General features: G+C 69.7%; 17 protein-coding genes. 15 read left to right on the top strand and 2 right to left on the bottom strand.

All coding sequences use genetic code 11. The features are described 5' to 3' along the window. Positions 1 to 161 precede the first annotated feature (161 nt). The 13 genes from STVA_RS05725 to STVA_RS05665 all read left to right on the top strand — a co-directional run bounded on the left by STVA_RS05725 (position 162) and on the right by STVA_RS05665 (position 17,275). Positions 162 to 1,322 carry a TauD/TfdA family dioxygenase gene (locus STVA_RS05725; RefSeq protein ID WP_170216436.1) on the top strand — a complete coding sequence of 387 codons (1,161 nt, stop codon included), beginning with the start codon at positions 162 to 164 and terminating at the stop codon, positions 1,320 to 1,322. A gap of 75 nt (positions 1,323 to 1,397) precedes the next feature. Further along, positions 1,398 to 3,095: a peptide ABC transporter substrate-binding protein gene (locus STVA_RS05720; RefSeq protein ID WP_197735795.1), complete on the top strand. Its 1,698-nt coding sequence runs from the start codon at positions 1,398 to 1,400 to the stop codon at positions 3,093 to 3,095. 252 nt (positions 3,096 to 3,347) lie between these two features. Further along, positions 3,348 to 5,459: an acetate--CoA ligase family protein gene (locus tag STVA_RS05715; RefSeq protein ID WP_123689545.1), complete on the top strand. Its 2,112-nt coding sequence runs from the start codon at positions 3,348 to 3,350 to the stop codon at positions 5,457 to 5,459. Between the two features lie 37 nt (positions 5,460 to 5,496). Beyond that, complete coding sequence (locus STVA_RS05710; RefSeq protein ID WP_245978298.1) at positions 5,497 to 6,579, top strand: ABC transporter substrate-binding protein; 1,083 nt, start codon at positions 5,497 to 5,499, stop codon at positions 6,577 to 6,579. A 5-nt stretch (positions 6,580 to 6,584) separates the two neighbouring features. Beyond that, positions 6,585 to 7,667 (top strand): ABC transporter ATP-binding protein, encoded by a 1,083-nt coding sequence (locus tag STVA_RS05705; RefSeq protein ID WP_170216437.1) that lies wholly within the window; start codon positions 6,585 to 6,587, stop codon positions 7,665 to 7,667. Continuing rightward, the gene (locus STVA_RS05700) at positions 7,651 to 8,517 is read left to right on the top strand and encodes an ABC transporter permease (protein ID WP_123689547.1); all 867 of its coding nucleotides are present in this window, start codon (positions 7,651 to 7,653) and stop codon (positions 8,515 to 8,517) included. The genes STVA_RS05705 and STVA_RS05700 overlap by 17 nt, the downstream gene beginning before the upstream one ends. 10 nt (positions 8,518 to 8,527) lie before the next feature. Then, on the top strand, positions 8,528 to 9,310 hold the full coding sequence (locus STVA_RS05695) for an ABC transporter permease (RefSeq protein WP_123689548.1): 783 nt from the start codon (positions 8,528 to 8,530) through the stop codon (positions 9,308 to 9,310). A 43-nt stretch (positions 9,311 to 9,353) separates the two neighbouring features. After that, on the top strand, positions 9,354 to 10,277 hold the full coding sequence (locus STVA_RS05690; protein ID WP_123689549.1) for a LysR family transcriptional regulator: 924 nt from the start codon (positions 9,354 to 9,356) through the stop codon (positions 10,275 to 10,277). A 119-nt stretch (positions 10,278 to 10,396) separates the two neighbouring features. After that, positions 10,397 to 11,227: a chromate resistance protein ChrB domain-containing protein gene (locus STVA_RS05685; RefSeq protein ID WP_123689550.1), complete on the top strand. Its 831-nt coding sequence runs from the start codon at positions 10,397 to 10,399 to the stop codon at positions 11,225 to 11,227. Continuing rightward, a complete protein-coding gene (chrA, locus tag STVA_RS05680) occupies positions 11,224 to 12,552 on the top strand; it encodes a chromate efflux transporter (RefSeq protein WP_123689551.1) in 1,329 nt (442 codons plus the stop codon). The genes STVA_RS05685 and chrA overlap by 4 nt, the downstream gene beginning before the upstream one ends. A 78-nt stretch (positions 12,553 to 12,630) precedes the next feature. Then, positions 12,631 to 14,721, top strand: coding sequence for a hydantoinase/oxoprolinase family protein (locus STVA_RS05675; protein ID WP_123689552.1), 2,091 nt, complete (start codon positions 12,631 to 12,633; stop codon positions 14,719 to 14,721). Between the two features lie 11 nt (positions 14,722 to 14,732). Next, positions 14,733 to 16,448, top strand: coding sequence for a hydantoinase B/oxoprolinase family protein (locus STVA_RS05670; RefSeq protein WP_123689553.1), 1,716 nt, complete (start codon positions 14,733 to 14,735; stop codon positions 16,446 to 16,448). A 122-nt stretch (positions 16,449 to 16,570) separates the two neighbouring features. Further along, positions 16,571 to 17,275 carry a CBS domain-containing protein gene (locus STVA_RS05665; RefSeq protein ID WP_170216438.1) on the top strand — a complete coding sequence of 235 codons (705 nt, stop codon included), beginning with the start codon at positions 16,571 to 16,573 and terminating at the stop codon, positions 17,273 to 17,275. Positions 17,276 to 17,297: 22 nt separating this feature from the next. Here STVA_RS05665 and STVA_RS05660 read toward each other — a convergent pair whose 3' ends face one another. Both STVA_RS05660 and STVA_RS05655 read right to left on the bottom strand, forming a co-directional pair. Beyond that, a complete protein-coding gene (locus STVA_RS05660) occupies positions 17,298 to 18,179 on the bottom strand; it encodes a hypothetical protein (RefSeq protein ID WP_123689555.1) in 882 nt (293 codons plus the stop codon). Between the two features lie 392 nt (positions 18,180 to 18,571). Further along, positions 18,572 to 18,994, bottom strand: coding sequence for a CBS domain-containing protein (locus STVA_RS05655; protein ID WP_123689556.1), 423 nt, complete (start codon positions 18,992 to 18,994; stop codon positions 18,572 to 18,574). A gap of 157 nt (positions 18,995 to 19,151) precedes the next feature. Here STVA_RS05655 and STVA_RS05650 point away from each other — a divergent pair, with 157 nt between their 5' ends. Both STVA_RS05650 and STVA_RS05645 read left to right on the top strand, forming a co-directional pair. Continuing rightward, entirely contained in the window at positions 19,152 to 19,856 is a 705-nt protein-coding gene (locus tag STVA_RS05650) for a CBS domain-containing protein (RefSeq protein ID WP_170216439.1), read from the top strand. Between the two features lie 152 nt (positions 19,857 to 20,008). Next, positions 20,009 to 20,983, top strand: coding sequence for a hypothetical protein (locus STVA_RS05645; protein WP_142235673.1), 975 nt, complete (start codon positions 20,009 to 20,011; stop codon positions 20,981 to 20,983). The last annotated feature ends 4 nt before the right edge of the window (positions 20,984 to 20,987 follow it).

The raw sequence follows: 20,987 nt of genomic DNA, 5'->3' as shown, positions 1-20,987 counted from the left end.
CAGGCGAAAATACTGAATGGGCATGTCGTCTTTCCCGCAGGGCATGAGGGTGCGTCGGCGACCGTCATTGCCTTTGATCGGGTGATCGGGGATGATTTTGTCCTGGCATGATGTTCGCAACGGCCCTGCCGGACCGGCGCGGACCCCGAAGGAGCGACAGCATGGCGCATGAGAAGATTGAGACGCGGGCGGCCTGGAAGGGCTCGGAGATCGACTATCGGACCGAGATGATGCACCGCTTCACCGACACTGAGGTGGCGGAGATCGATGCCGCCCTGAAGTCGGTCGGCGACAGCGACATCCCCGCGATCACCCGCGACAGCTTCGTGCTGCCGACCATGGGCCCGACCCTGAACCGCCTGCGCGACGAGTTGCTGGACGGCCGCGGCGTCGTGCTGCTGCGCGGCTTCCCGCGCGATCGCTATTCGGCCGACGACATGGCGCGGGTCTATATCGGGCTTGGCGCCCATCTCGGCCGGCCGCTGGCGCAGTCGTGGCAGGGCCAGTTGCTGGGCAGCGTCATCGACATCTCGGACGTGGTCGAGAAGGTGCGCGGCTACAATGCCGGCGGCGGCCAGCACTTCCACATCGACGGGTCGGCCTGCGACATCGTCTCGCTGATGTGCCTGCGCGCCGCCAAGTCGGGCGGGGCCAGCCGCATCGTCAGCGTGGCCGCCCTCTACAACCACCTGGCCGACACCCGGCCGGACCTGCTCGACGTGCTGGTGCGCGGCTACTACCACCGCAACCACGAGTTGGACGCCCAGCATTCCCTGTCGCCGGCCCAGAGCGTGGAGCGCATCCCCGTGTTCGGCCAGCGCGACGGCCGCATTAGCTGCGTCATCGACACGGGCTGCCTGCGCTATGCCGTCCATCATGGCGGGGTGAAGCTGTCCGAGGCCGAGGTCGAGGCCTTCGACCTGATGCAGCGCGTCGCCCAGACCGAGGAGTTCTTCCTCGACATGAATTTCGAGGAAGGCGACATCCAGTTCCTCAACAACCGCTCGATCATGCACGGGCGGACCAACTACGAGGACCATGACGACGTGTCGCGCCGCCGCCACATGCTGCGGCTGTGGCTGCACGTGCCGGAATGGCCGGCCCGCCCGGCCGACCAGATCTTCATGACGCTGGAGGACTGCCATCACTGGGTGAAGCGGCGCACCCCCTACATGGACATGCCGACCAAGTACCTGGCGACCCTCCAGGCCGAGCAGGAAGAGCGCCGCCGCGCCCAGACGGTGATGCCGCGTCAGGCCCCGTCGCAGCGCTATCGCAGTGCCGCCGACTGGCAGCCCGAGCCCCAGGTTGCGGTGGGCTGACAATCTCGGTGGGCTGACAGGAGCCCCCGACAGGACCACAATAAAAAGAGAAAACCCGAACAGACGAGGCAACCGATGAACGAGCGCGACGACGACCCGGCCCGCCGCGGCCTTGCCAATCTGATGCTGCCGCGACGGACCTTCCTGGGCATGGCGGCGGCGGGATCCCTGGCCGCGGCCATGCCGACCGGCCAGGGCGCCTGGGCCCAAGCCGCCGCGGCCAAGCCGCCCAAGGGCACCCGCAAGGGCCAGATCGTCGTCGGCCTGTCACAGGAGCCGACCGTCTTCAACCCGCTGCGCGCCCGCATCGAGGTCGATGACGGCGTCCACCTCAACCTCTTCAGCCCGCTCTGGTCGCTGGATTCCAAAGGCACCCTGGTGCCGGAGCTGGCGGCCGAGATTCCGACCGTCGCGAATGGCGGACTGTCGGCCGACGGCCTGACCTGGAAGGTGAAGCTGCGTTCCGGCGTGACCTGGCACGACGGCGCGCCCTTCACCGCCGAGGACGTGAAGTACACCATCGAGCTGATCCAGAAGCCGGACTTCCCCGCCTTCAGCCGCAACGGCCACAATCTGGTCCGCGACATCCAGGTCGTCAGCCCGACCGAGATCACCTGGAAGATGGAGCGCTTCTTCGCGCCCTACTTCTCGATCGTCGCCTGGACCATGATCGTGCCCAAGCACATCCTGGGTGCGGGCGGCGACCCCAAGGATTCGCCGTTCAACAACAAGCCGGTCGGCACCGGCCCCTTCAAGTGGGGCGAGCGCCGGCCCGGCGACTACCTGCTGCTGGAGGCCAACGACAAGTTCTACGGCGAGGGTCCGTATGTCGAGAAGCTGATCTTCAAGTACATCCCCGACCTGATCGTCCTGAAGACGCAGTTCATGACCGGCGCCGTCGACGCCGTCGGCATCCAGGGCATCACGCCGGACAATTTCGAGGAAGTGAGCAAGGTCAAGACGGTCAAGCTCTTCCGGGCGCCGATGCCGTTCCTGGAAAGCCTGTCGCTCAACAACGGCCGGCCGCAGTTCCAGGAACTGGCCGTCCGCCAGGCGCTCTACATGGCGATCGACAAGGAAACGATCATCAAGGAGATCTACTACGGCGCCCATCGGCCGACCGAGACCTACCTGCCGCAGCAATCCTGGGCCTACAACGCCAGCCTGCCCGCCCACAAGTTCGACGCGGCCGGAGCCAGGAAACTGCTGGACGATGCCGGCTGGAAGCCGGGTGCCGGCGGCGTGCGCGAGAAGAACGGCGTGAAGCTGGAATTCAGCAACTCCACCACGGCCGGCAACCATCTGCGCGAGCAGACGCAGCAGTTCGTGCAGCAGGGCTGGAAGGCCATCGGCGTCAACCTGTCGATCAAGAACCTGCCGCCTGCCGTCATGTGGGGCGACTACTGGCGCAAGAGCGAGTGGGACACGGTCATCGTCGGCTCGGCCTTCGGCGTCGGCTCCGACCCCGACGTCAGCGACCGGCTCGGCAGTTGGGCCATTCCGGTGAAGACGGGCACCGGCGCCAATACCATGCAGTATGCCAATGCCGAGGTGGACGCGATCCTGAAGGAAAGCGTCGGCCTGGTCGATCGCGAGCAGCGAAAGAAGAACTACCTGAAGGTGCAGGAAATCTTCCGCGCCGACCTGCCGCTGCTGCCGATATTCCAGCCGAGCCAGACCGAGGGCACCAAGGTCAACCTCATCGGCTACGAACCCAACGTCAACTATCGTTCCAACTGCTGGAACATCAACACCTGGTACTGGGCAAGCTGAACGCCCGACGGGCAGCCGGGAAGGATACCCTTCCCGGCCCGCTGTCGACACCGGGCGTGACCAGAGATATCCTTTCGCCTTGTCTCGCAGGCGCGAAGTAATTGGGCGGCGCACCATTGCGGTGCAGCCGCCCATGTTATTTTGGAAATGCGACATAACCAGTCGGCCACTTGACCGGGAAGCGCCGGCAGACCCACCCTTGGGCCACAGACCCAGGCATGGGCAGAGCCGAGGGCGGGACCAGGACGGACGATGGCGGCTTACCCCCAGACAGCACGCGCTTCGGCCACGGGCGACAGCCCGGCCGACCTGCGGCGCCTTTTCGACCCGCGCACGATCGCCTTCGTCGGCGCCAGCGAGGACCCCGGCCGCAACGTCGCGCGCTCGCTGCAGGCGACCATGTGGGCCGGATTCCAGGGCCGCATCCTGCCCATCAACCCCAAGTACCAGACCGTCTTCGGCCATCCCTGCGTCGCCTCGATCGACGACGTGGCCGAGCCGATCGACGTCGTCATGGCCTTCGTCGGCCCGGACCGCCTGCTCGACGTCTATCGCTCGTGCCGCGGGGCCGGCTTCTTCATCGCGGTGGGCGACATCGTGCCCAAGGGTTCGCCCGATGCCGACCGGCTGGCGCAGGAGATCCTGGCGCTGGCCCACAGCGGCTGGCCGCGCATCGTCGGCCAGCAATGCGTCGGCATCGTCTCGCCCGAGACGGGGGCGGCCGCCACCATCTCGACCGCGGTCGACGAGACCGGCCTGCCGCGCGGCCCCGTCGGCATCATCTCGCAGAGCGGCGGCATCGTCTCGTCGCTGATCGAGCGCGCGCGCAAGCTGGGCGGCGGCTTCAGCCACCTCGTCTCCAGCGGCGGCGAGTTCGACCTGACGACGCCCGACTACATGCGCTTCATGATCGAGGACCCGGCGACCAAGGTCATCGGCATCTATGCGGAATCCGTCGCCGACTACGCCGCCCTGCTGGCGATGGGGCGCCTAGCCCAGGCACGCGGCAAGCCGGTTTTGCTGCTTCAGCCCGGCCGCTCGGCCGCCGGCGCGGCCGCCGCCCAGTCGCACAGCGGGCGCATCGTGGGCGACCGGCAGGTGAAGGACGCCGCCTATCGCCGCCACGGCATCGTCGTGGTCGACGACCTGGACGACCTGCTGGTCGGCGGCATGATCCTGTCGCGCCATCGCGCGCGGCCTGGCACCGGCGTTGGCGTGGTGTCGCTGTCCGGCGGCTATGCCGCGGCCTTCGGCGACCGCATCCATGACCATGGGCTGCGCGCGGCCAGCTTCTCGCCCCCCACCGTCGCCCGCATCAAGGCCGAGACCAACCAGCAGAACCCGGCCAACCCGATCGACGCCGGCGGCCGCGGCCGGCCGCGCGCGGGCTATCTCGACGTGCTGCGCACGCTGGAGATCATGGACGCCGAGCCCGATGTCGGCGCCACCATCTATGCCGAGACGCTGTTCAGCTACATGGAGGACATCGTCGACGGCCTGCCGCAGTTCGCCCGCCAGGCTGCCGGCCCGCACCTCGTCTGCTGGCAGGCTGGGCCGATGGTGGAGCCGGTGCTGGCGGCGCTGCGCCAGCAGGACGTGCTGACCTGCACCGACCCGCACACCGCCTTGAGCGCGCTGCGCGCCTTCTACGACCATGCCGCCCTGGCGCCGGCGCCCACGGCGACGGATGGCACCGCCGCCGCCCTCCCGTCCCTGCCGGCCGGCGCCCTGGACGATGGTGCCGCGCGCGACCTGCTGGACCGCTTCGGCGTGCCGTTCGTGCGCGAGGCCGCGGGCGACACGCCGGAAGCGCTGGTCGCGGCCAGCGGCGCGCTGCGCTTCCCGGTGGCGCTCAAGGGCGACCTGCCCGGCTGCCTGCACAAGTCCGAGGCCGGCCTGGTCGTGCTGGGTCTGGCCGACCGGCCGGTGCTGGCCGCCGCGGCGGAGGCCATGGCCGCCCGCACGCCGGGCCTGTCCGGGCTGCGCGCCCAGGAGATGGTGGCGGACGGGCTGGAACTGATCGTCGGCGTCAAGGTCGACCCCGATGTCGGGCCGGCCGTCATCCTGGGCTTCGGCGGCATCTATGCCGAGGCCATGGGCCCGCCGGTCATCGAAATGGCGCCGATCACGCCAGCCCAGGCCGACGCCATGGTCGCCCGCCTCGACCCCAAGGGCATCCTGGCCGGATATCGCGGCCGGGTGCTGGCGCGCGACCGACTGATCGACCTGCTGGTCGCCGTCGGCCGCCTGGCCGCCGCGGGCGGCGGCCGCCTGAAGGAAGTCGACCTCAACCCCGTCATCGTCACCACCGAGGCCGCGGTCGCGGTCGACGTCGTGGTCGTCGCCGGATCTTCGGTCCCCTGAGAAGCCTGTCCCCAGAGAAGCCCAAGGAGGGAACGCCATGCCTGACATGAAGCACATCACCCGGCGATCGGCCGGACGACTGGGCCTGTGGCTGGCCGCGGGCCTGGCCACCTCCGGCCTGCCGCTGGCGGCCACGGCGCAGGAGCCGCCCAAGCCGCGGCAGATCGTCGTCAACGCCTCGATCGGCGACACCATGGTCGCCACCCGGGCGATCTACTATGCCGAGTTCGAGAAGCTCTACGGCATCAAGGTGGTGGAGAGCGGGCCGGTCAACCTCGCCAAGCTGCGGGCGATGGTCGAGAGCGGCAATATCGAATGGACCATCTCCGAGGTCGGCGGCGAAGAGGCGATCCGCGCCGAGAAGCTGGGCCTGTTCGAGCCGATCGACCGCAAGATCGTCGACATGGACGCGCTGCCGAGCCCCATGAAGGAGCGCAAGGTGACGCTGGCGCGCGGCGTCTATTCGACCGCGCTCGGATATCGCAAGGACGCCTTCAAGAACGGCCAGTACCCGACCAACTGGGCCGACTTCTGGGACGTGAAGAAGTTCCCGGGCCCGCGCTCGCTGCGCGCGCGCGCCATCGACAACCTGGAATTCGCCCTGATGGCCGATGGCGTGGCCACCGACAAGCTCTACCCGCTCGATGTCGACCGCGCCTTCAAGAAGCTCGACGAGATCAAGCCGCACATCTCGGTCTGGTGGTCGACCGGCCAGCAGCCGGCCCAGCTCCTGATCGACCGCGAGGTGATCATGACCAGCGGCTGGAACGGCCGCTTCTACAAGCTCCAGCGCGATGAATCCGGCATCGACGTCGCCTGGGGCGGCGCCATGACGAAGATCGGCACCTTCGGCGTCGTCAAGGGCACGCCGAACGCCTATTGGGGCCAGAAGATGCTGGCGCTCATGAATGATCCCAAGCTCCAGGCGGCCTATGCCGAGCGGGTGGGCTATCCCGGCACCCATCCCAAGTCCTGGGACTATGTGGACAAGGCGGCGCTGAAGTACTTCCCGACGTCGCCCGAGAACCTGCCGAAGGTCGCCTGGACCAGCGACGAGTGGTGGGCCGAGAACGGTGCGGCCGTGGAGGAACGCTTCTCCCGCTGGCTGCTCGCGCGCTGACCCTGATGGCGACCACCAGCCAGTCCCTGCCACTCAGCCTGGCAGGCATCGAGAAGCGGTTCGGCGCCGTCACCGCCATCGGCGGCGTCGACCTGGCGGTCGAGGCGGGGGAATTCCTCACCCTCCTCGGCCCCAGCGGCTCCGGCAAGACGACCTTGCTCAAGGTCATCGCCGGCTTCGAGATGCCCGATCGCGGCACCGTCCGCATCGGGCAGGCCGACATCACCCGCGCGCCGCCGGGCCGGCGGAACATCGGCATGGTCTTCCAGAACTATGCCCTGTTCCCCCACCTGACGGTCGAGCGCAACGTCGCCTTCCCGCTCGCCGTCCGCCATGTGCCGCGGGCGGAGATCGGGCGGCGGGTGCAGGAGGCACTGGCCCTGGTGGAACTCGACGGCTACCAGGCGCGGATGCCGAGCCAGCTTTCGGGCGGCCAGCAGCAGCGCGTGGCGCTGGCCCGCGCCATCGTCTTCAACCCCGGCCTGCTGCTGCTGGACGAGCCGTTCGGCGCCCTCGACCGCCGCCTGCGCCAGCAGTTGCAGGAGGAGGTCCGCCGGCTCCAGCGGCGGCTGGGCCTGACCGCCATCTTCGTCACCCACGACCAGGAGGAGGCACTCCTGCTGTCCGACCGGATCGCGGTGATGAATGGCGGTGCCATCGAGCAGCTAGGGCCGCCGCACGAAATCTATGCCCGGCCCAGCACCGTCTTCGCGGCCGGCTTCATCGGTGAATCCAACCTGTGGCGGGGCACGGTCGCGAACGCCGGGCACGACCGGGTGACGATCGCGCTGGACGACGGAACGCGCATCCTGGCCGAAAGCACCGCCACCCCAGGCCCGGCAACGGCCCTGGTGCGGCCCGAGCGAGTGCGCCTGCTGGAGGATGGCGAGGCCGCCGACAACCGCCTCTCCGTCACGGTCGAGGAGGTCAGCTACCTGGGCCAGACCCAGAAATACCTGCTGCGCAGCGGCGATCGCGTGCTGACGGCGGTGTGGACCCTGGCTGCGGTCGCGGTCGGCCGGGTCAAGGCCGGCGACACGGTCGCGGTCGGCTGGCAGGCGGCGGACGTCCATGTCATCGCGGGCTGAGGCGCCGGCCATGGCCGGCGGCGCGCTGGCCGCCCTGGCGGCGCGCGTGCCGAGCGGCCCCTTCGTGCTGGGCCTGCCGGCGCTGCTGTTCCTGCTCGTCATCTTCGTGGGCCCGGTCCTGCGCCTGCTGCTGCTCAGCATCGAGGGCGGCAGCCTGGGCGCCTACGAGAAGGCGCTGACCGACGGGCTCTACCTCCAGGTCTTCCGCGACACGTTCGAGATCGCGGCCATCGTCACCGTCTTCTGCGCGCTGCTGGGCTATCCGGTCGCCTTCTACCTCACCACGCTGTCGCGCACCGGCTCGGCGCTCGGCTTTGCCTGCATCCTGATCCCGCTGCTGACCAGCGTGCTGGTGCGGACCTATGCCTGGATGGTCATCCTCGGCCGCAACGGCATCGTCAACCGCACGCTGATGGACTGGGGGATGACGGACCGGCCGCTGGCCCTGCTGCACAACCTGCCCAGCGTCATCATCGGCATGACCCACGTGCTGCTGCCCATGTTCATCCTGCCGGTCTATTCGGTGATGGTGCGGGTCGACCGCGAACTGCTGCGCGCCGCCGACGGGCTGGGCGCCAGCGGCTGGCAGGTCTTCACCCGCGTCTACCTGCCGCTCACCTGGCCGGGGGTGCTCGCCGGGGCGACACTGGTCTTCATCATCTCGCTCGGCTTCTACATCACGCCGGCCCTCCTGGGCGGCGGACGGATCATGATGATCGCCAACGTCATCGAGCATCAGGTGCAGAGCCTGCTCGACTGGCGCTTCGCCGGCGCCCTGTCGATGGTACTGCTGGTCGCCACGCTGGCCGTCCAGGCCATATCCAACCGCGTGCAGGCCCGCCGTGGCTGAGGCAACCCCCATGCGCCCCTGGCTGCGCCGCCTGCTGCGCGGCTATTCGCTCGTGGTGTTCGCGCTGCTGCTGCTGCCGCTGCTGATCGTGGTGCCGATCTCGTTCAGCTCGGCGCGCTACCTGCAGTTCCCGCCGCCCGGCTGGTCGCTGCAATGGTACAAGCGCTACCTCTACGACCCCGCCTGGATCGAGGCGACGATGGTCAGCCTGCGGGTCGCATGCGGGTCCACCCTGCTGGCGCTGATCCTGGGGACCGCACTGGCCTACAGCGTGGTGCGCGGGCGCTATCGCGGCCGGGTCGTCGTCGAGCGGCTGGGCAGCGGGCCGCTGATCGTGCCGCACATCGTCATCGCCATCGCCATCTACAGCCTGTTCGCGCGCATGCACCTGACGGGGACCGAGACCGGGCTGATCCTGGCCCACACGGTGCTGGCCATCCCCTTCGTGCTGGCGGTCATGTCGGCCTCGCTGCGCACCGTCGACCCGGTGCTGGAGCAGGCGGCGATGAGCCTGGGCGTCAGCCGCATCGGCGCCATCGTGCGCGTGACCCTGCCGCTCATCCGCCCCGGCATCGTGTCGGCCGGCATCCTGGCCTTCCTGTCGTCCTTCGACGAGGTGGTGGTGGCCATCTTCCTCAGCGGCACGACCAAGACGCTGCCCAAGCAGATGTTCGACAACATCATGAACGAGATCGACCCGACCATCGCCGCCATCTCGGTCCTGCAGATCGCCCTGGTGGTGGTGGCGCTGGCGCTGGTGGCCCGGTTCGGCGCCAAGGCGGTCCCGCGCTGAAGCGGGTTTGCGCGGGCGCGCGATTCATGGTGCTGTCGCGGCCATGAACGTGCGGCAGCTCGAAGTCCTGCGAACGATGATCCGCACCGGGTCGGTCAGCGAGACCGCCCGGCGCCTAGGCATTTCGCAGCCGGCCGCCAGCAAGATCCTGGGCGCGATCGAGCTGGACCTGGGGATGACGCTGTTCAGCCGCGCCAACGGCCGGCTGCACACGACGCGCGAGGCGCAGGACCTCTTCCCGGAGATCGAGCGAATCTTCGGCGACATGGCGACCTTCCGGCAGCGCGCGGCCGAGCTGCGCGAGGGGCGCGCGGGCGAGGTGCGGATCGCGTCCGCCCCGGTCCTCGGCACCCTGCTGCTGCCCCAGGCGATCCAGCGTTTCGGCGCCGAGAATCCCGGCGTGCGCTTCGATGCCCAGGTGCTGCCGACGCCCGAGATCATCGAGCAGGTGCGCGCCAACCGGGTCGACCTGGCGCTGGCACAGGCCGTGCCCGACGACACGCTGACGATCATCGCCCGGCTCTGCGTCGGCCGCGTCGTCTGCGTGCTGCCGCCGGGCCACCGGCTGTGCGGCCATGCCACCGTCACACCGGCCGACCTGGCGGGGGAGCGGCTCATCACCTTCTATCCGGGCGCCCCCACCGGCGACCGCATCCGCGAGGCCTTCCGCAATGCGGGCCAGGTGCTGGAGACGGTGGTCGACACCAACCAGGCATTCTTCGCGGCCTCGCTGGTGCGCAACGGGGTCGGCGTCGCGCTGATCGATTCCCCCTTTCCCTTCGCCGAGTACCTGCCGGAGCTGGTGGTGGTGCCGCTGGAGCCGGAGATCCGCTTCATCCTGAACGCGCTGGCATCGCGCCTGCGGCCGCTGACCCCCGTCGCCCTGCGCTTCGCGCGCACGCTGGCGACCGTCGCGGCCGAGATCGCCGGCAACCATCCGGGGATGCTGCCCCTGCAAGGACCCTGATTGACAGGGCGCCGGCTGGCATAGCAACCTTGCCGGCAAGGGGACCATCCGCGATCGCCCCGTGAGGCTTCGGCCGAAGCATCGCGTCCGATACTCCCGAATACAGGGGTGGACGCATCATGGCCGGTCCCGACTTCATTTCCGCAACCCAACTCGCTCGCCTCGTCGGCACGCCCGACGCGCCGGTCATCGTCGACGTGCGCACCGACGAGGACCATGCCCGCGACCCGCGCATGCTGCCGGCCGCCATCCGTCGCGATTTCCGCACGGTCGACGAATGGTCCGGCGCCCTGGCCGGGCGGGTGGTGGCCGTGGTCTGCCAGCGCGGGCTGAAGCTGAGCCAGGGTGCTGCCGCCTGGCTGCGCCATGCCGGCGCCCGCGCCGAGACGCTGGAAGGCGGCTTCGAGGGCTGGGTCGCGGCCGGCGGCCTGCTGGTGCGGCCGGACCGCCTGCCGGCCGCCGATCGCCAAGGCCGCACGGTATGGGTCACCCGGGCCCGGCCCAAGATCGACCGCATCGCCTGCCCCTGGCTGATCCGCCGCTTCGTCGACCCCCAGGCGGTGTTCCTCTTCGTCGCCGCGTCCGAGGTGGCGGCCGTGGCCGAGCGCTTCGCGGCGACTCCCTTCGACATCGAGGGCGCGTTCTGGAGCCATCGTGGCCCCGACTGCACCTTCCAGACGATGCTGGCGGAGTTCACCCTCCACTCCGACGCCCTGGCACGGCTGGCGGCCATCATCTGCGCGGCCGACACCGACCGGCTCGACCAGGCACCCCAGGCGGCCGGCCTGCTGGCCGCCTCGCTCGGCCTGTCGCGCATGTATCGCGACGACCTGGCCCAGCTCGACGCATCGATGGGCCTCTACGACGCCTTCTATCGCTGGGCGCGCGACGCCACCGGCGAAACCCATGACTGGCCGGCACCGGCCGCGACGACGGGACAGCCACGATGAGCGCACCACCCCTGCCCAGCTTCCGCCAGGCACTCGCCGTCTGGTGGCGGATCGGCCTGCTGTCCTTCGGCGGGCCGGCCGCCCAGATCGCCATGCTGCACCGGGCCGTCGTCGACGAGCATCGCTGGGTATCGGAGCGGCGCTTCCTGCACGCGCTCAACTTCTGCACCCTGTTGCCGGGGCCGGAGGCGCAGCAACTGGCGACCTATCTCGGCTGGCTGATGCACGGGGTGCGCGGCGGTCTGGCGGCCGGCCTGCTGTTCGTGCTGCCGGGTGCAGCCGTCATGCTGGGGCTGTCGATCCTGCATGCGACGCTGGGCGAGGTGCCGGCGGTGGCTGCCCTCTTCTTCGGCCTGAAGGCAGCGGTCCTGGTCCTGGTGGTGGAGGCGCTGCTGCGCATCGGCCGGCGGGCGTTGAAGGGCCGCACGGCCTGGGCCGTGGCGGCGGCGGCCTTCGTCGCCCTCTACGCACTCGACATCCCCTTCCCGGCGGTCGTCCTGGCCGCCGCCATCCTGGGGTTCCTCGTGCCCGACGCGTTCGTGCGCACCGGCCACGGCACCGCCGGCAGCGACGCGTCGCCATCTGCGCTCGATGCCGTGCTGGCGGCCGACCCCGGGCGGCCGGCGCGGATGGCGACCGATGCGCGGCGGGCGGGCTGGATCGCGATCGGCCTGTGGCTGGCACCGACCGCCTTCCTGGTCGCCGCGGGCGGCGGGGTGTTCGCCGACGTCGCGTGGTTCTTCTCCAAGATGGCCGTCGTGACGGTGGGCGGGGCCTATGCCGTGCTGGCCTATGTCGCCCAGGAGGCGGTCGAGCACTACCGCTGGCTGACCGCGCCCGAGATGCTGGTCGGGCTGGGCCTGGCCGAGACCACGCCCGGGCCGCTGATCCTGGTGCTGCAGTTCGTGGGCTTCCTCGCCGGCCACCAGGCGGCGGGCATCGCCGGTGGCGTCCTTGCCGCCATCCTGACCCTGTGGGTCACCTTCGCGCCCTGCTTTGCCTTCATCTTCCTGGGCGCGCCGGCCGTCGAGCGGGCGCACGGCAACCGTGCCCTGACGGGGGCACTGGCGGCCGTCACCGCCGCCGTCGTCGGGGTCATCGCCAACCTGGCACTCTGGTTCGGGCTGCGGGTCCTCTTCGCCGAGGTACGACCGCTCGAACTCGGCCCCGCGCGCCTCGACCTGCCGGTCCCGGCCACGCTCGACCCGGCGGCACTGGCCATCGCCGTCCTGGCCGCCATCTGCCTCTTCCGGCTGCGGCTGGGGGTCGTGCGCACGCTGGCCGTGGCGACAGCGGCGGGGCTCGCCATCCGCCTGGCGTTCTGACGTCTGGCCCGCATTGCCGCCGGCGCCGGATGCGCGTTACGCTGGCGGCCGGGATCGGCGTTTCGGGGACGGCTTCTCATGCATCGCATCGGCGTCGATATCGGCGGCACCTTCACCGACTTCGCCCTGTTCGACGCCGCGGGCGGGCGGATGGCGATCCACAAGCAGCTCACCACCCCGCGCGACCCGTCGGCCGCCGTGCTGGAAGGCGTGGCCCGCCTGCTGGCCGACAATGGCGTCGCCATCGGCCAGGTGGCCGACATCGTCCACGGCACGACGCTGGTGACCAACGCCGTGATCGAGCGGCGGGGTGCCGTGACGGGTATGCTGGTGACGGCCGGGTTCCGCGACATCCTCGATATGGGCTACGAGAGCCGCTACGACCTCTACGACCTGCGGCTGAAGTTCCCGCCGCCGATCGTGCCCCGCCGCCTGCGCGCCGAGGTGACCGAGCGCATCCGCGCCGACGGCAAGGTCGCGACCAAGCTGGACCGCCAATCCGTACGGGATGCCGTCGCCCGACTGAAGGCCGACGAGGGGATCGAGGCGCTGGCCGTCTGCCTGCTGCATTCCTATGCCAACCCCGCGCACGAGCAGGCGATCGCCAAGCTCGTCGCCAAGGAATTTCCCGACCTCTACGTCTCCACCTCGGCCGACGTCTTCCCCAACATGCGCGAGTTCGAGCGCTGGACGACGACGACGGTGAACGCCTTCACCCAGCCGATGTTCGACCGCTACCTGAAGCGACTGGAGGACGGGCTGACCGGCCAGGGCTTCGCGGGCCGGGTCTACATCATGACGTCGAGCGGCGGCACGGTGACGACCGACACCGCCCGGCGCTATCCAGTGCGGGCGCTGGAATCCGGGCCGGCGGCGGGCGCGCTCATGTCGGCCCATCACGGCCGCAACCTGGCGCTCGACAACGTGCTGGCCTTCGACATGGGCGGCACGACCGCGAAGGGTGCGCTGATCCGCGACGGCGCGCCCTTGAAGAAATACATGATGGAAGTGGCGCGCGTTCACGACTTCAAGCGTGGCAGCGGCCTGCCCGTGCGCATCCCGGTCATCGACATGATCGAGATTGGCGCCGGTGGCGGCAGCCTCGCCGGCGTCGACGACCGCGGCCTGCTGCGCGTCGGCCCGAAGAGCGCCAGCGCCGATCCCGGCCCCGCCTGCTACGGCCGCGGCGGCAGCGGCGCCACGCTGACCGACGCCAACCTGGTGCTGGGCTATCTCGATGCCGGGTTCTTCCTGGGCGGGGCCATGCGGCTTGACCGCAAGGCGGCCGAGCAGGCGATCCGGGCGGCCGTCGCCAAGCCCCTGTCGCTGTCGCTGGCGCGGGCCGCCTGGGGCATCCACGAGGTGATCAACGAGGACGTGGCCCGCGCCTTCCGCATCCATGCCTCGGAGCGCGGCTTCGACTATCGCGGCGCCAGCATGGTGGCCTTCGGCGGCTCCGGCCCGGTCCACGCCATGGCGATCGCGCGCAAGCTGAAGATCCCCAGCGTCGTCTTCCCGGTCGGCGCCGGCGTCATGTCGGCGCTGGGCCTGCTGGCGAGCCCGCTGTCCTTCGAGGTCGCGCGCTCGCGCCGGCTGCATGTCAGCGACCTCGATCCCGCCGCCTTCGCCGCGCAGTTCGGGCAACTCGTCGCCGAGGCGTCGGGCTTCCTCACGCGGGCCGGCGTCGCCGATGCCGACATCGCCGTCACGCTGCGGCTCGACATGCGCTACCAGGGCCAGGGCCACGACATCGAGCTGACGCTGCCGCGCGCGACCGGGCTGGAGGCACTGTTCGCCGAGCTGCCGAAGCTGTTCGCGGCGGCCTATGCCGAGACCTACCTCGTGAGTTTCCTCGACGAGCCGGTCGAGATCATCAATTGGAAGGTCGAGGCCGCCGGCCCGGCGCCGGACTTCACCAGCGGCTACAGCCTGGGCGACCCGCCATCGGGCGACGCCAAGGCCGCCTTCAAGGGCACGCGCCGGGTCTATTTCGGCGAGGCCGGCGGCTATGCCGACGTGCCCGTCTACGACCGCTACAAGCTGGCGCCCGGTACCCGGATCGCCGGCCCGGCCATCGTCGAGGAGCGCGAATCCACCTGCGTCATCGGCCCGGGCGACCAGGCCGAGGTCGACCGGCACTACAACCTCGTCGCCCGCCTGGCGCGGTAGGGAGAGCAGCGATGGCCAAGCGCGCCCGGGAATCCTTCGACGCCGTCAGCCTCGGCATCCTCTGGGACCGGCTGATCTCGATCACCGACGAGATCGTCTCGACGCTGGTCCGCAGCTCCTTCTCGACCATCGTGTCGGAAAGCTACGACCTGTCCTGCGTCGTGCTGGATGCCGACGCCAACTCGATCGCCCAGGGCACCATGAGCGTGCCCATCTTCATCGCCAGCGCGCCCGTCACCGCGCGCCACATGCTGGACCGCTTCCCGGCCGAGACGCTGAAGCCCGGCGACGTCATCTTCACCAACGACCCCTGGCTCGGCACCGGCCATCTGTTCGACGTGACGCTGATGCGGCCCGTGTTCCGCAACGGCCGCATCGTCGCCTACACCATGAGCATCACTCACCTGCCCGACATCGGCGGCATCGGCTTCGGCTCGTCGGCGACCGAGATCTATCACGAGGGCCTGCGCTTCCCGATCTGCAAGCTGGCCGAGGAAGGCCGGGTCGACGAGCGCCTGATCGAGATCATCCGCACCAACGTGCGCGTGCCCGAGCAGGTGGTGGGCGACCTGATGGCCAACGTCGCCTGCAACGAGGTTGGCGGCCGCCAGGTGCTTGAGTTCATGGACGAATACGGCATCGAGGATCTGGGACCGCTGTCGCGCGCCATCCGCGAGCATGCCGAGCGTGCCATGCGCGATCGCATCCGCACCACCCTGAAGCCCGGCACCTATCGCAACAAGATCGAGCTGGAGGGGCTGGACGGGCCTATCAAGTTCGCCGTGCGCATCGACATCGAGGATGACCGCGTCCATCTCGATTTCGACGGCACGGGGCCATGCGTGCGCGCCGGCATCAACGTCCCCTTCTGCTACACGCGCGCCATGTCGCTCTATTCGGTCAAGACGCTGACGCTGCCGACCATCCCCAACAATGGCGGCATGGCGGTGCCGATCACCGTGTCCGCGCCCAAGGGCTGCATCCTCGACGCCCAACCCCCGTTCGCCACCGGCGGGCGCCACGCCATGGGCCATTTCGTCGTGCCGCTGATCTATGGCGCGCTGGCCAAGGCCGCACCCGACCGGGTGCAGGCCGATTCCGGCATGATGAACCTCGTCACCTTCCAGGGCCGCCACCGCAACGGCCGCGGCGTGTCGACCATCTATTTCGCCGCCGGCGGCTATGGCGCGCTGGACGGCACCGACGGTGTCCCCACCGTGCCGCACCCGTCCAACATGGCGGTCGTGCCGGTGGAGATCTGGGAGACGATCACCAGCACCACCATCGAGCGCAAGGAACTGCTGACCGACAGCGGCGGTGCGGGCCAGTGGCGCGGCGGCATGGGGCAGGAGGTGGTGGTGCGCAACGACAGCGGCTCCACCATGACGTTGCTCGGCATGGGCAACCGGACGCAGTTCCCGGCCCGCGGCCTGTTCAAGGGCCAGGAGGGGTCGATGCGCGTCCATGCGATCGACGGCACGCCGATCAACGCCAAGGCCCGCGTCGAACTGCAGGCCGGCGCCCGCCTGACCGTGCGCGAGGCCGGCGCCGGTGGCTTCGGCGACCCGCTGAAGCGCGATCCGGCGCGCGTGCTGGCCGATGTCCGCGAGGGCTTCGTCAGTCCGAAGGCGGCACTCCGCGACTATGGCGTGAAGGTCGACCTGAAGCGCGGCACGGCGGTGCGGCCGGCGGCCAAGGCTGGACGCGGGAAGGCGGCCGCGAAGTAGGCGCACGGCACGACCTTCCCGTTGACATGGATCAAGGCGGCCATTCGCCGCCGGTGCTGTGCTTCGCGGTGCGTTGGAGCCGGCCGTTGGTGACGGCCGGCGGCGATTGCCCCAGGAGGAGCATGATGCGCGCCAGAGACGTGATGACCACGACCGTCCACACGGTCGCCCCCGAGACCAGCATCGCCGACATCGCCCGCCTGCTCGTCGACCGGCGGATCGGGGCCGCCCCCGTCGTCGAAGCGACCGGCCGGCTGGTCGGCATCGTCAGCGAGAGCGACCTGATGCGCCGGCCGGAGATCGGCACGGAGCGCCAGCGGTCGTGGCTGATGCGTTTCCTTTCCGATCCGCAGGCCCTGGCCGAGGAATACGTCAAGAGCGAGGGTCCCGCGGCGGCGGCCGTCATGACGCGCAAGGTAGTGACCGTTGGGCCGGACGCGCCTTTGGACGAGGTGGCCGGGCTGATGGAGGACAACCGCATCAAGCGGGTGGTCGTCGTCGACGAAGGCCGAGTGTGCGGGATCGTCAGCCGGGCCAACTTCGTCCAGGCCATCGCCACCCATGGCGCGCCGCCCAGGGTCGAGGCTGCAGCCAGCGACGCTGGCGATGCCGCGCTGCGCGACCAGCTTCTCGACAAGATCCGCCGGCAGCCATGGTCGCAAGGGCCGGCGTTCAACGTCCTGGTGTCCGGCGGCGTTGCTCATCTGTGGGGGGCGGTGCGCAACGACGAGGAACGCCAGGCCATGGTCGTCGCCGCCCAGACACTGCCCGGCATCCGCGCGGTCGAGGACCATCTGGCGGTCGTGCGCTGGAACTTCGGCGCCTGACCGGGTTGGCCGGGCCAGCCAATCAGCGGTCGAGCGCCTCGATCGCCTGCGTCATGCAGGGCATGAAGCGGGCCGCAAGCGCGCGGCTCGCTTCGTCCTCTTCCGAGAATGCGATCAGCGGGTTGGTGTTGATCTCCCACACGACGATGCTGCCGTCGCCGCGCAGGCTGAAGTCGATCCGGCCGTAGTCGATCCGCGCCAGCTCGAATGCCCGCCGGATCGGCGCCTCCCAGGGATTGTGCTCGATGAAGTGGAACTCGCGCTCACGGTCGCCTGCCATGTCGAGCACGTCGTCCTTCACGGACCAGTCGCGGCTGGCGTCCACATGGGCAGGGACGATGGCCGGCCCGACGCGGAAGGCGCCGTACTTGCGATAGACCCCGGCCTCGTCTCCCGTGTCGGAGAATTCGACGATGATGACGCTCTGCAGCGGCCAGCCCCGCCCCCGCAGGCCCTCGACCGCCCGGTCGAGGGCCGCCGCATCCTCGAGCAGGATGGAAAGCGGGCCGGAATGGTTGTTGTCCCGGCGCAGGAACACCGGATAGCGCCGGGGCCGGCGCCGGTCGGTCACCCGGTAGACGTCGAAGTCGTTGATGCCGCGATGGTGGAGGAGGCGCAGCAACTCGTAGCGCCGCAGCGCCAGGGTCGGATGGTTCAGCAGCCGGCACCCGCGGGTGCCGAGATGCCGCCACAGCGCCAGCACGTCCGGCACCAGGGCGGGCAGCAGCCGCTCAATATCCGAGAATATCCAGGTAGCAGGAACCAGACCCGAAAGCGCGGCGCCGCCGGTCAGCACTTCGACATAGGTGCGGTGCACGAGCCGGCCAGCCAGATGGGCGCCGGGGCCGGCCAGGTACTTACCGACCGTGTAGCCATGGTTGGACGTGGACAAGTAGACAATCATGAACGTTCGTCACGCACTCCAATCGGAAGACCGCGGCGGACCGGGGAACATGCCCGATCGACGGTGCGGCGCCGGCGACAGGCCCGGCGCGGGCAGGGCTGGCGTCGGTGGGGTCGCTACCCGGACGTCTCACTGGATTCCGTCTCCATTCGCGTGCCACGACAGTACCCTCTCCATCGACGTTTGCCGATCCGGAAGCGAGTTCGGCACGATGGTTTCAATCTTGGAGTCCGGTATCGGCCCGCGGGGCGACGCATCATTCGCACGCCGGCAGATGCCCCTTCGGCCCCGGGATCGGCGACATCGCCAATCGCCTGATCGCTAAACCCGCGGCGGCTTCCTCGTGGGGATGAACATGAAGGTCGACCTGCAGTCGCCGGACAGGCGCGGGCCTACAGCCGCTCCCAGATCTCGCCCTCCTCGTCCAGACGCGCCTGTTCCAGGCCGCGGAAGTCGCCCCGGGACACAATGCCGACGACCCGGCCGTCGGCCACGACGGGCAGGTGACGGAAGCCGCCATCGGCCATCAGCCGCAGCGCCTGGATCGCCGTGGCGTCCGCCGGGATCGTCGCCGGATCGGGGGTCATGACGTCGGCGAGGACGGCATCGGCCGGCGACAATCCATCCGCCAGGACCCGGCAGACGGCATCGCGCCCCGTGAATATCCCCAGCAACCGGCGTTCCCCATCGGCCACGATGACAGCGCCCACGCCGCGGTCGCGCATGCACCGGCAGGCGTCGGCGACGCTAGCATGCTGGTCGAGCACAAGCGGTGCGCGATTGCGGACCATGTCGCTCAGATGACGCATCGTCATGGTATCGCCTCCTGCATGAACGGAGGTCATTCAGCGCGTCTTTTCTCGCCCACGTCTTGAGGTGGATCAACGCGACGGATCATCCCGAATGCTTAGTTTCTCCTTGCGTTCGGCCCGGCCCGATGCCCTGGCCGAGCATGATTGCCCCAGGAGGAGCATGATGCGCGCCAGAGACGTGATGACCACGACCGTCCACACGGTCGCCCCCGAGACCAGCATCGCCGGCATCGCCCGCCTGCTCGTCGACCGGCGGATCGGGGCTGCCCCTGTCGTCGATGCAGGGGGCCAGCTGGTCGGCATCGTAAGCGAAAGCGACCTGATGCGCCGGCCGGAGATCGGCACGGAGCGCGAGCGGTCCTGGCTGATGCGGTTCGTCTCCGATCCCGAGGCGCTGGCGGCGGAGTACGTCAAGAACGAGGGGCCGACCGCGGCCGCGGTGATGACACGCAAGGTCGTCACGGTCGGCAAGGACGCCCCGCTCGACCAGGTCGCCGGACTAATGGAGGACAATCGCATCAAGCGCGTCGTCGTCGTCGACGAGGGCCGGGTTTGCGGGATCGTCAGCCGGGCCAACTTCGTCCAGGCGATCGCCACCCACGGCACCCCGGCCAAGGTCGAGCCCGATCCCGGTGAGGCGGGAGATTCGCTCCTGCGCGAGCATCTGCTCGACCGGATCCGCCAGCAGCCCTGGTCCCAGAGTCCCACCTTCAATGTACTGGTGTCCGGCGGCGTCGCCCATCTGTGGGGTGCGGTGCGCAACGACGCGGAACGCAAGGCCATGGTGGTGGCCGCACAGACCATGCCGGGCATTCGCTCGGTCGAGGACCACCTGGCGGTAATACACTGGAACTTCGGCGTCTGACCGAGGTGGCCGGGCCGTGGCGTGCGATCCTCTGGGATCGCGACGCCGACGTGCATGTCGAGTGGCGGGACGCATCGCCGCTGCGGCTGCACGGCCCGCCCCTTCGCCGGGCAGACTGCAATACCCCGGTCCTGACCGAGGGCGGCACGATCTTGGCGCTGCCGGCCCACTTCACGCCGATCGGCCACAGCTACCGGCGGGTGGGTCGGCCACCGTTCCATTTCCGGGAAGCTGGCGCGGCGATCCGCATCCTCAACGACCCGGACCCTCGCGCCGGAAAATGGGTCGAATCGATCTGGCGGGCGCCGGATGCCACGCTCTACGGATGGTATCACTGCGAGGCGCCCGCACCCTGCCCGCAGCCGACGGTTACCTACCGGATTGGCGCGCTGCGGTCCCGCGACGACGGCGTGACCTGGCAGGATCTGGGTCCGGTGCTGACGCCGCGACCGGACGAGATCGATTGCAGCTTCGACAATGGCTGGTTCAGTGGCGGCTTCGGCGACTTTACGGTCGTCCCCGACCGCTCCGGACGATTCTTCCTGATCCACCTGACCAGCTACCATGCGGACGATTCCGCCCAGGGAATCGTTGTCGCCCGCTATCCGATCGGCGATCGCGATGCCCCCGGCGGGGCGCTGGATTGGTGGACAGACGCGGGGTGGCAGCCGCGCCATCGCTTCCCGCCGCAGCCGCTCATTCGGCCGAGGCTCGGGTGGCGCCACGCCAGCCCGGACGCCCACTGGGGCCCGGCCGTTCATGAGAACCTCGATATCGACCAGTTCGTCATGCTGCTCAACCGCACCCATGACGGCGAACGCACGCTGGTCCAGCGGGGGGTCGCGGTGTCCTTCAACCGCGATGCGGGCAATCCCGCCGGCTGGACACCGCCGCGGACCCTGATCCAGGGTGCGATCTGGTACCCGCAGGCGATCGCGCCCGATGGCAGCGACCGGCGCGGTGGCGGCAGCATGCGGTTCTTCGTATCCGGCTTCTCCGCCTGGGATATCCGCTTCCGGCGCGGGCCGCCGCGGCAAGGGACACTGCCGCTGCCGGCCGCCTTCGACGAGGGGGATCTGGCCCGCGTGTTCGGTCCGCGTCAGCCGGACGGCGGGTTCGGATCATGAGCTG

Origin of the sequence: Stella humosa, assembly GCF_006738645.1 — a bacterium.
In the GTDB taxonomy this organism is placed as follows: Bacteria; Pseudomonadota; Alphaproteobacteria; order ATCC43930; family Allostellaceae; genus Allostella; species Allostella humosa.
The sequence above is the reverse complement of the archived record's forward strand: the minus strand, read 5'-3'. Positions and strand labels throughout refer to the sequence as shown.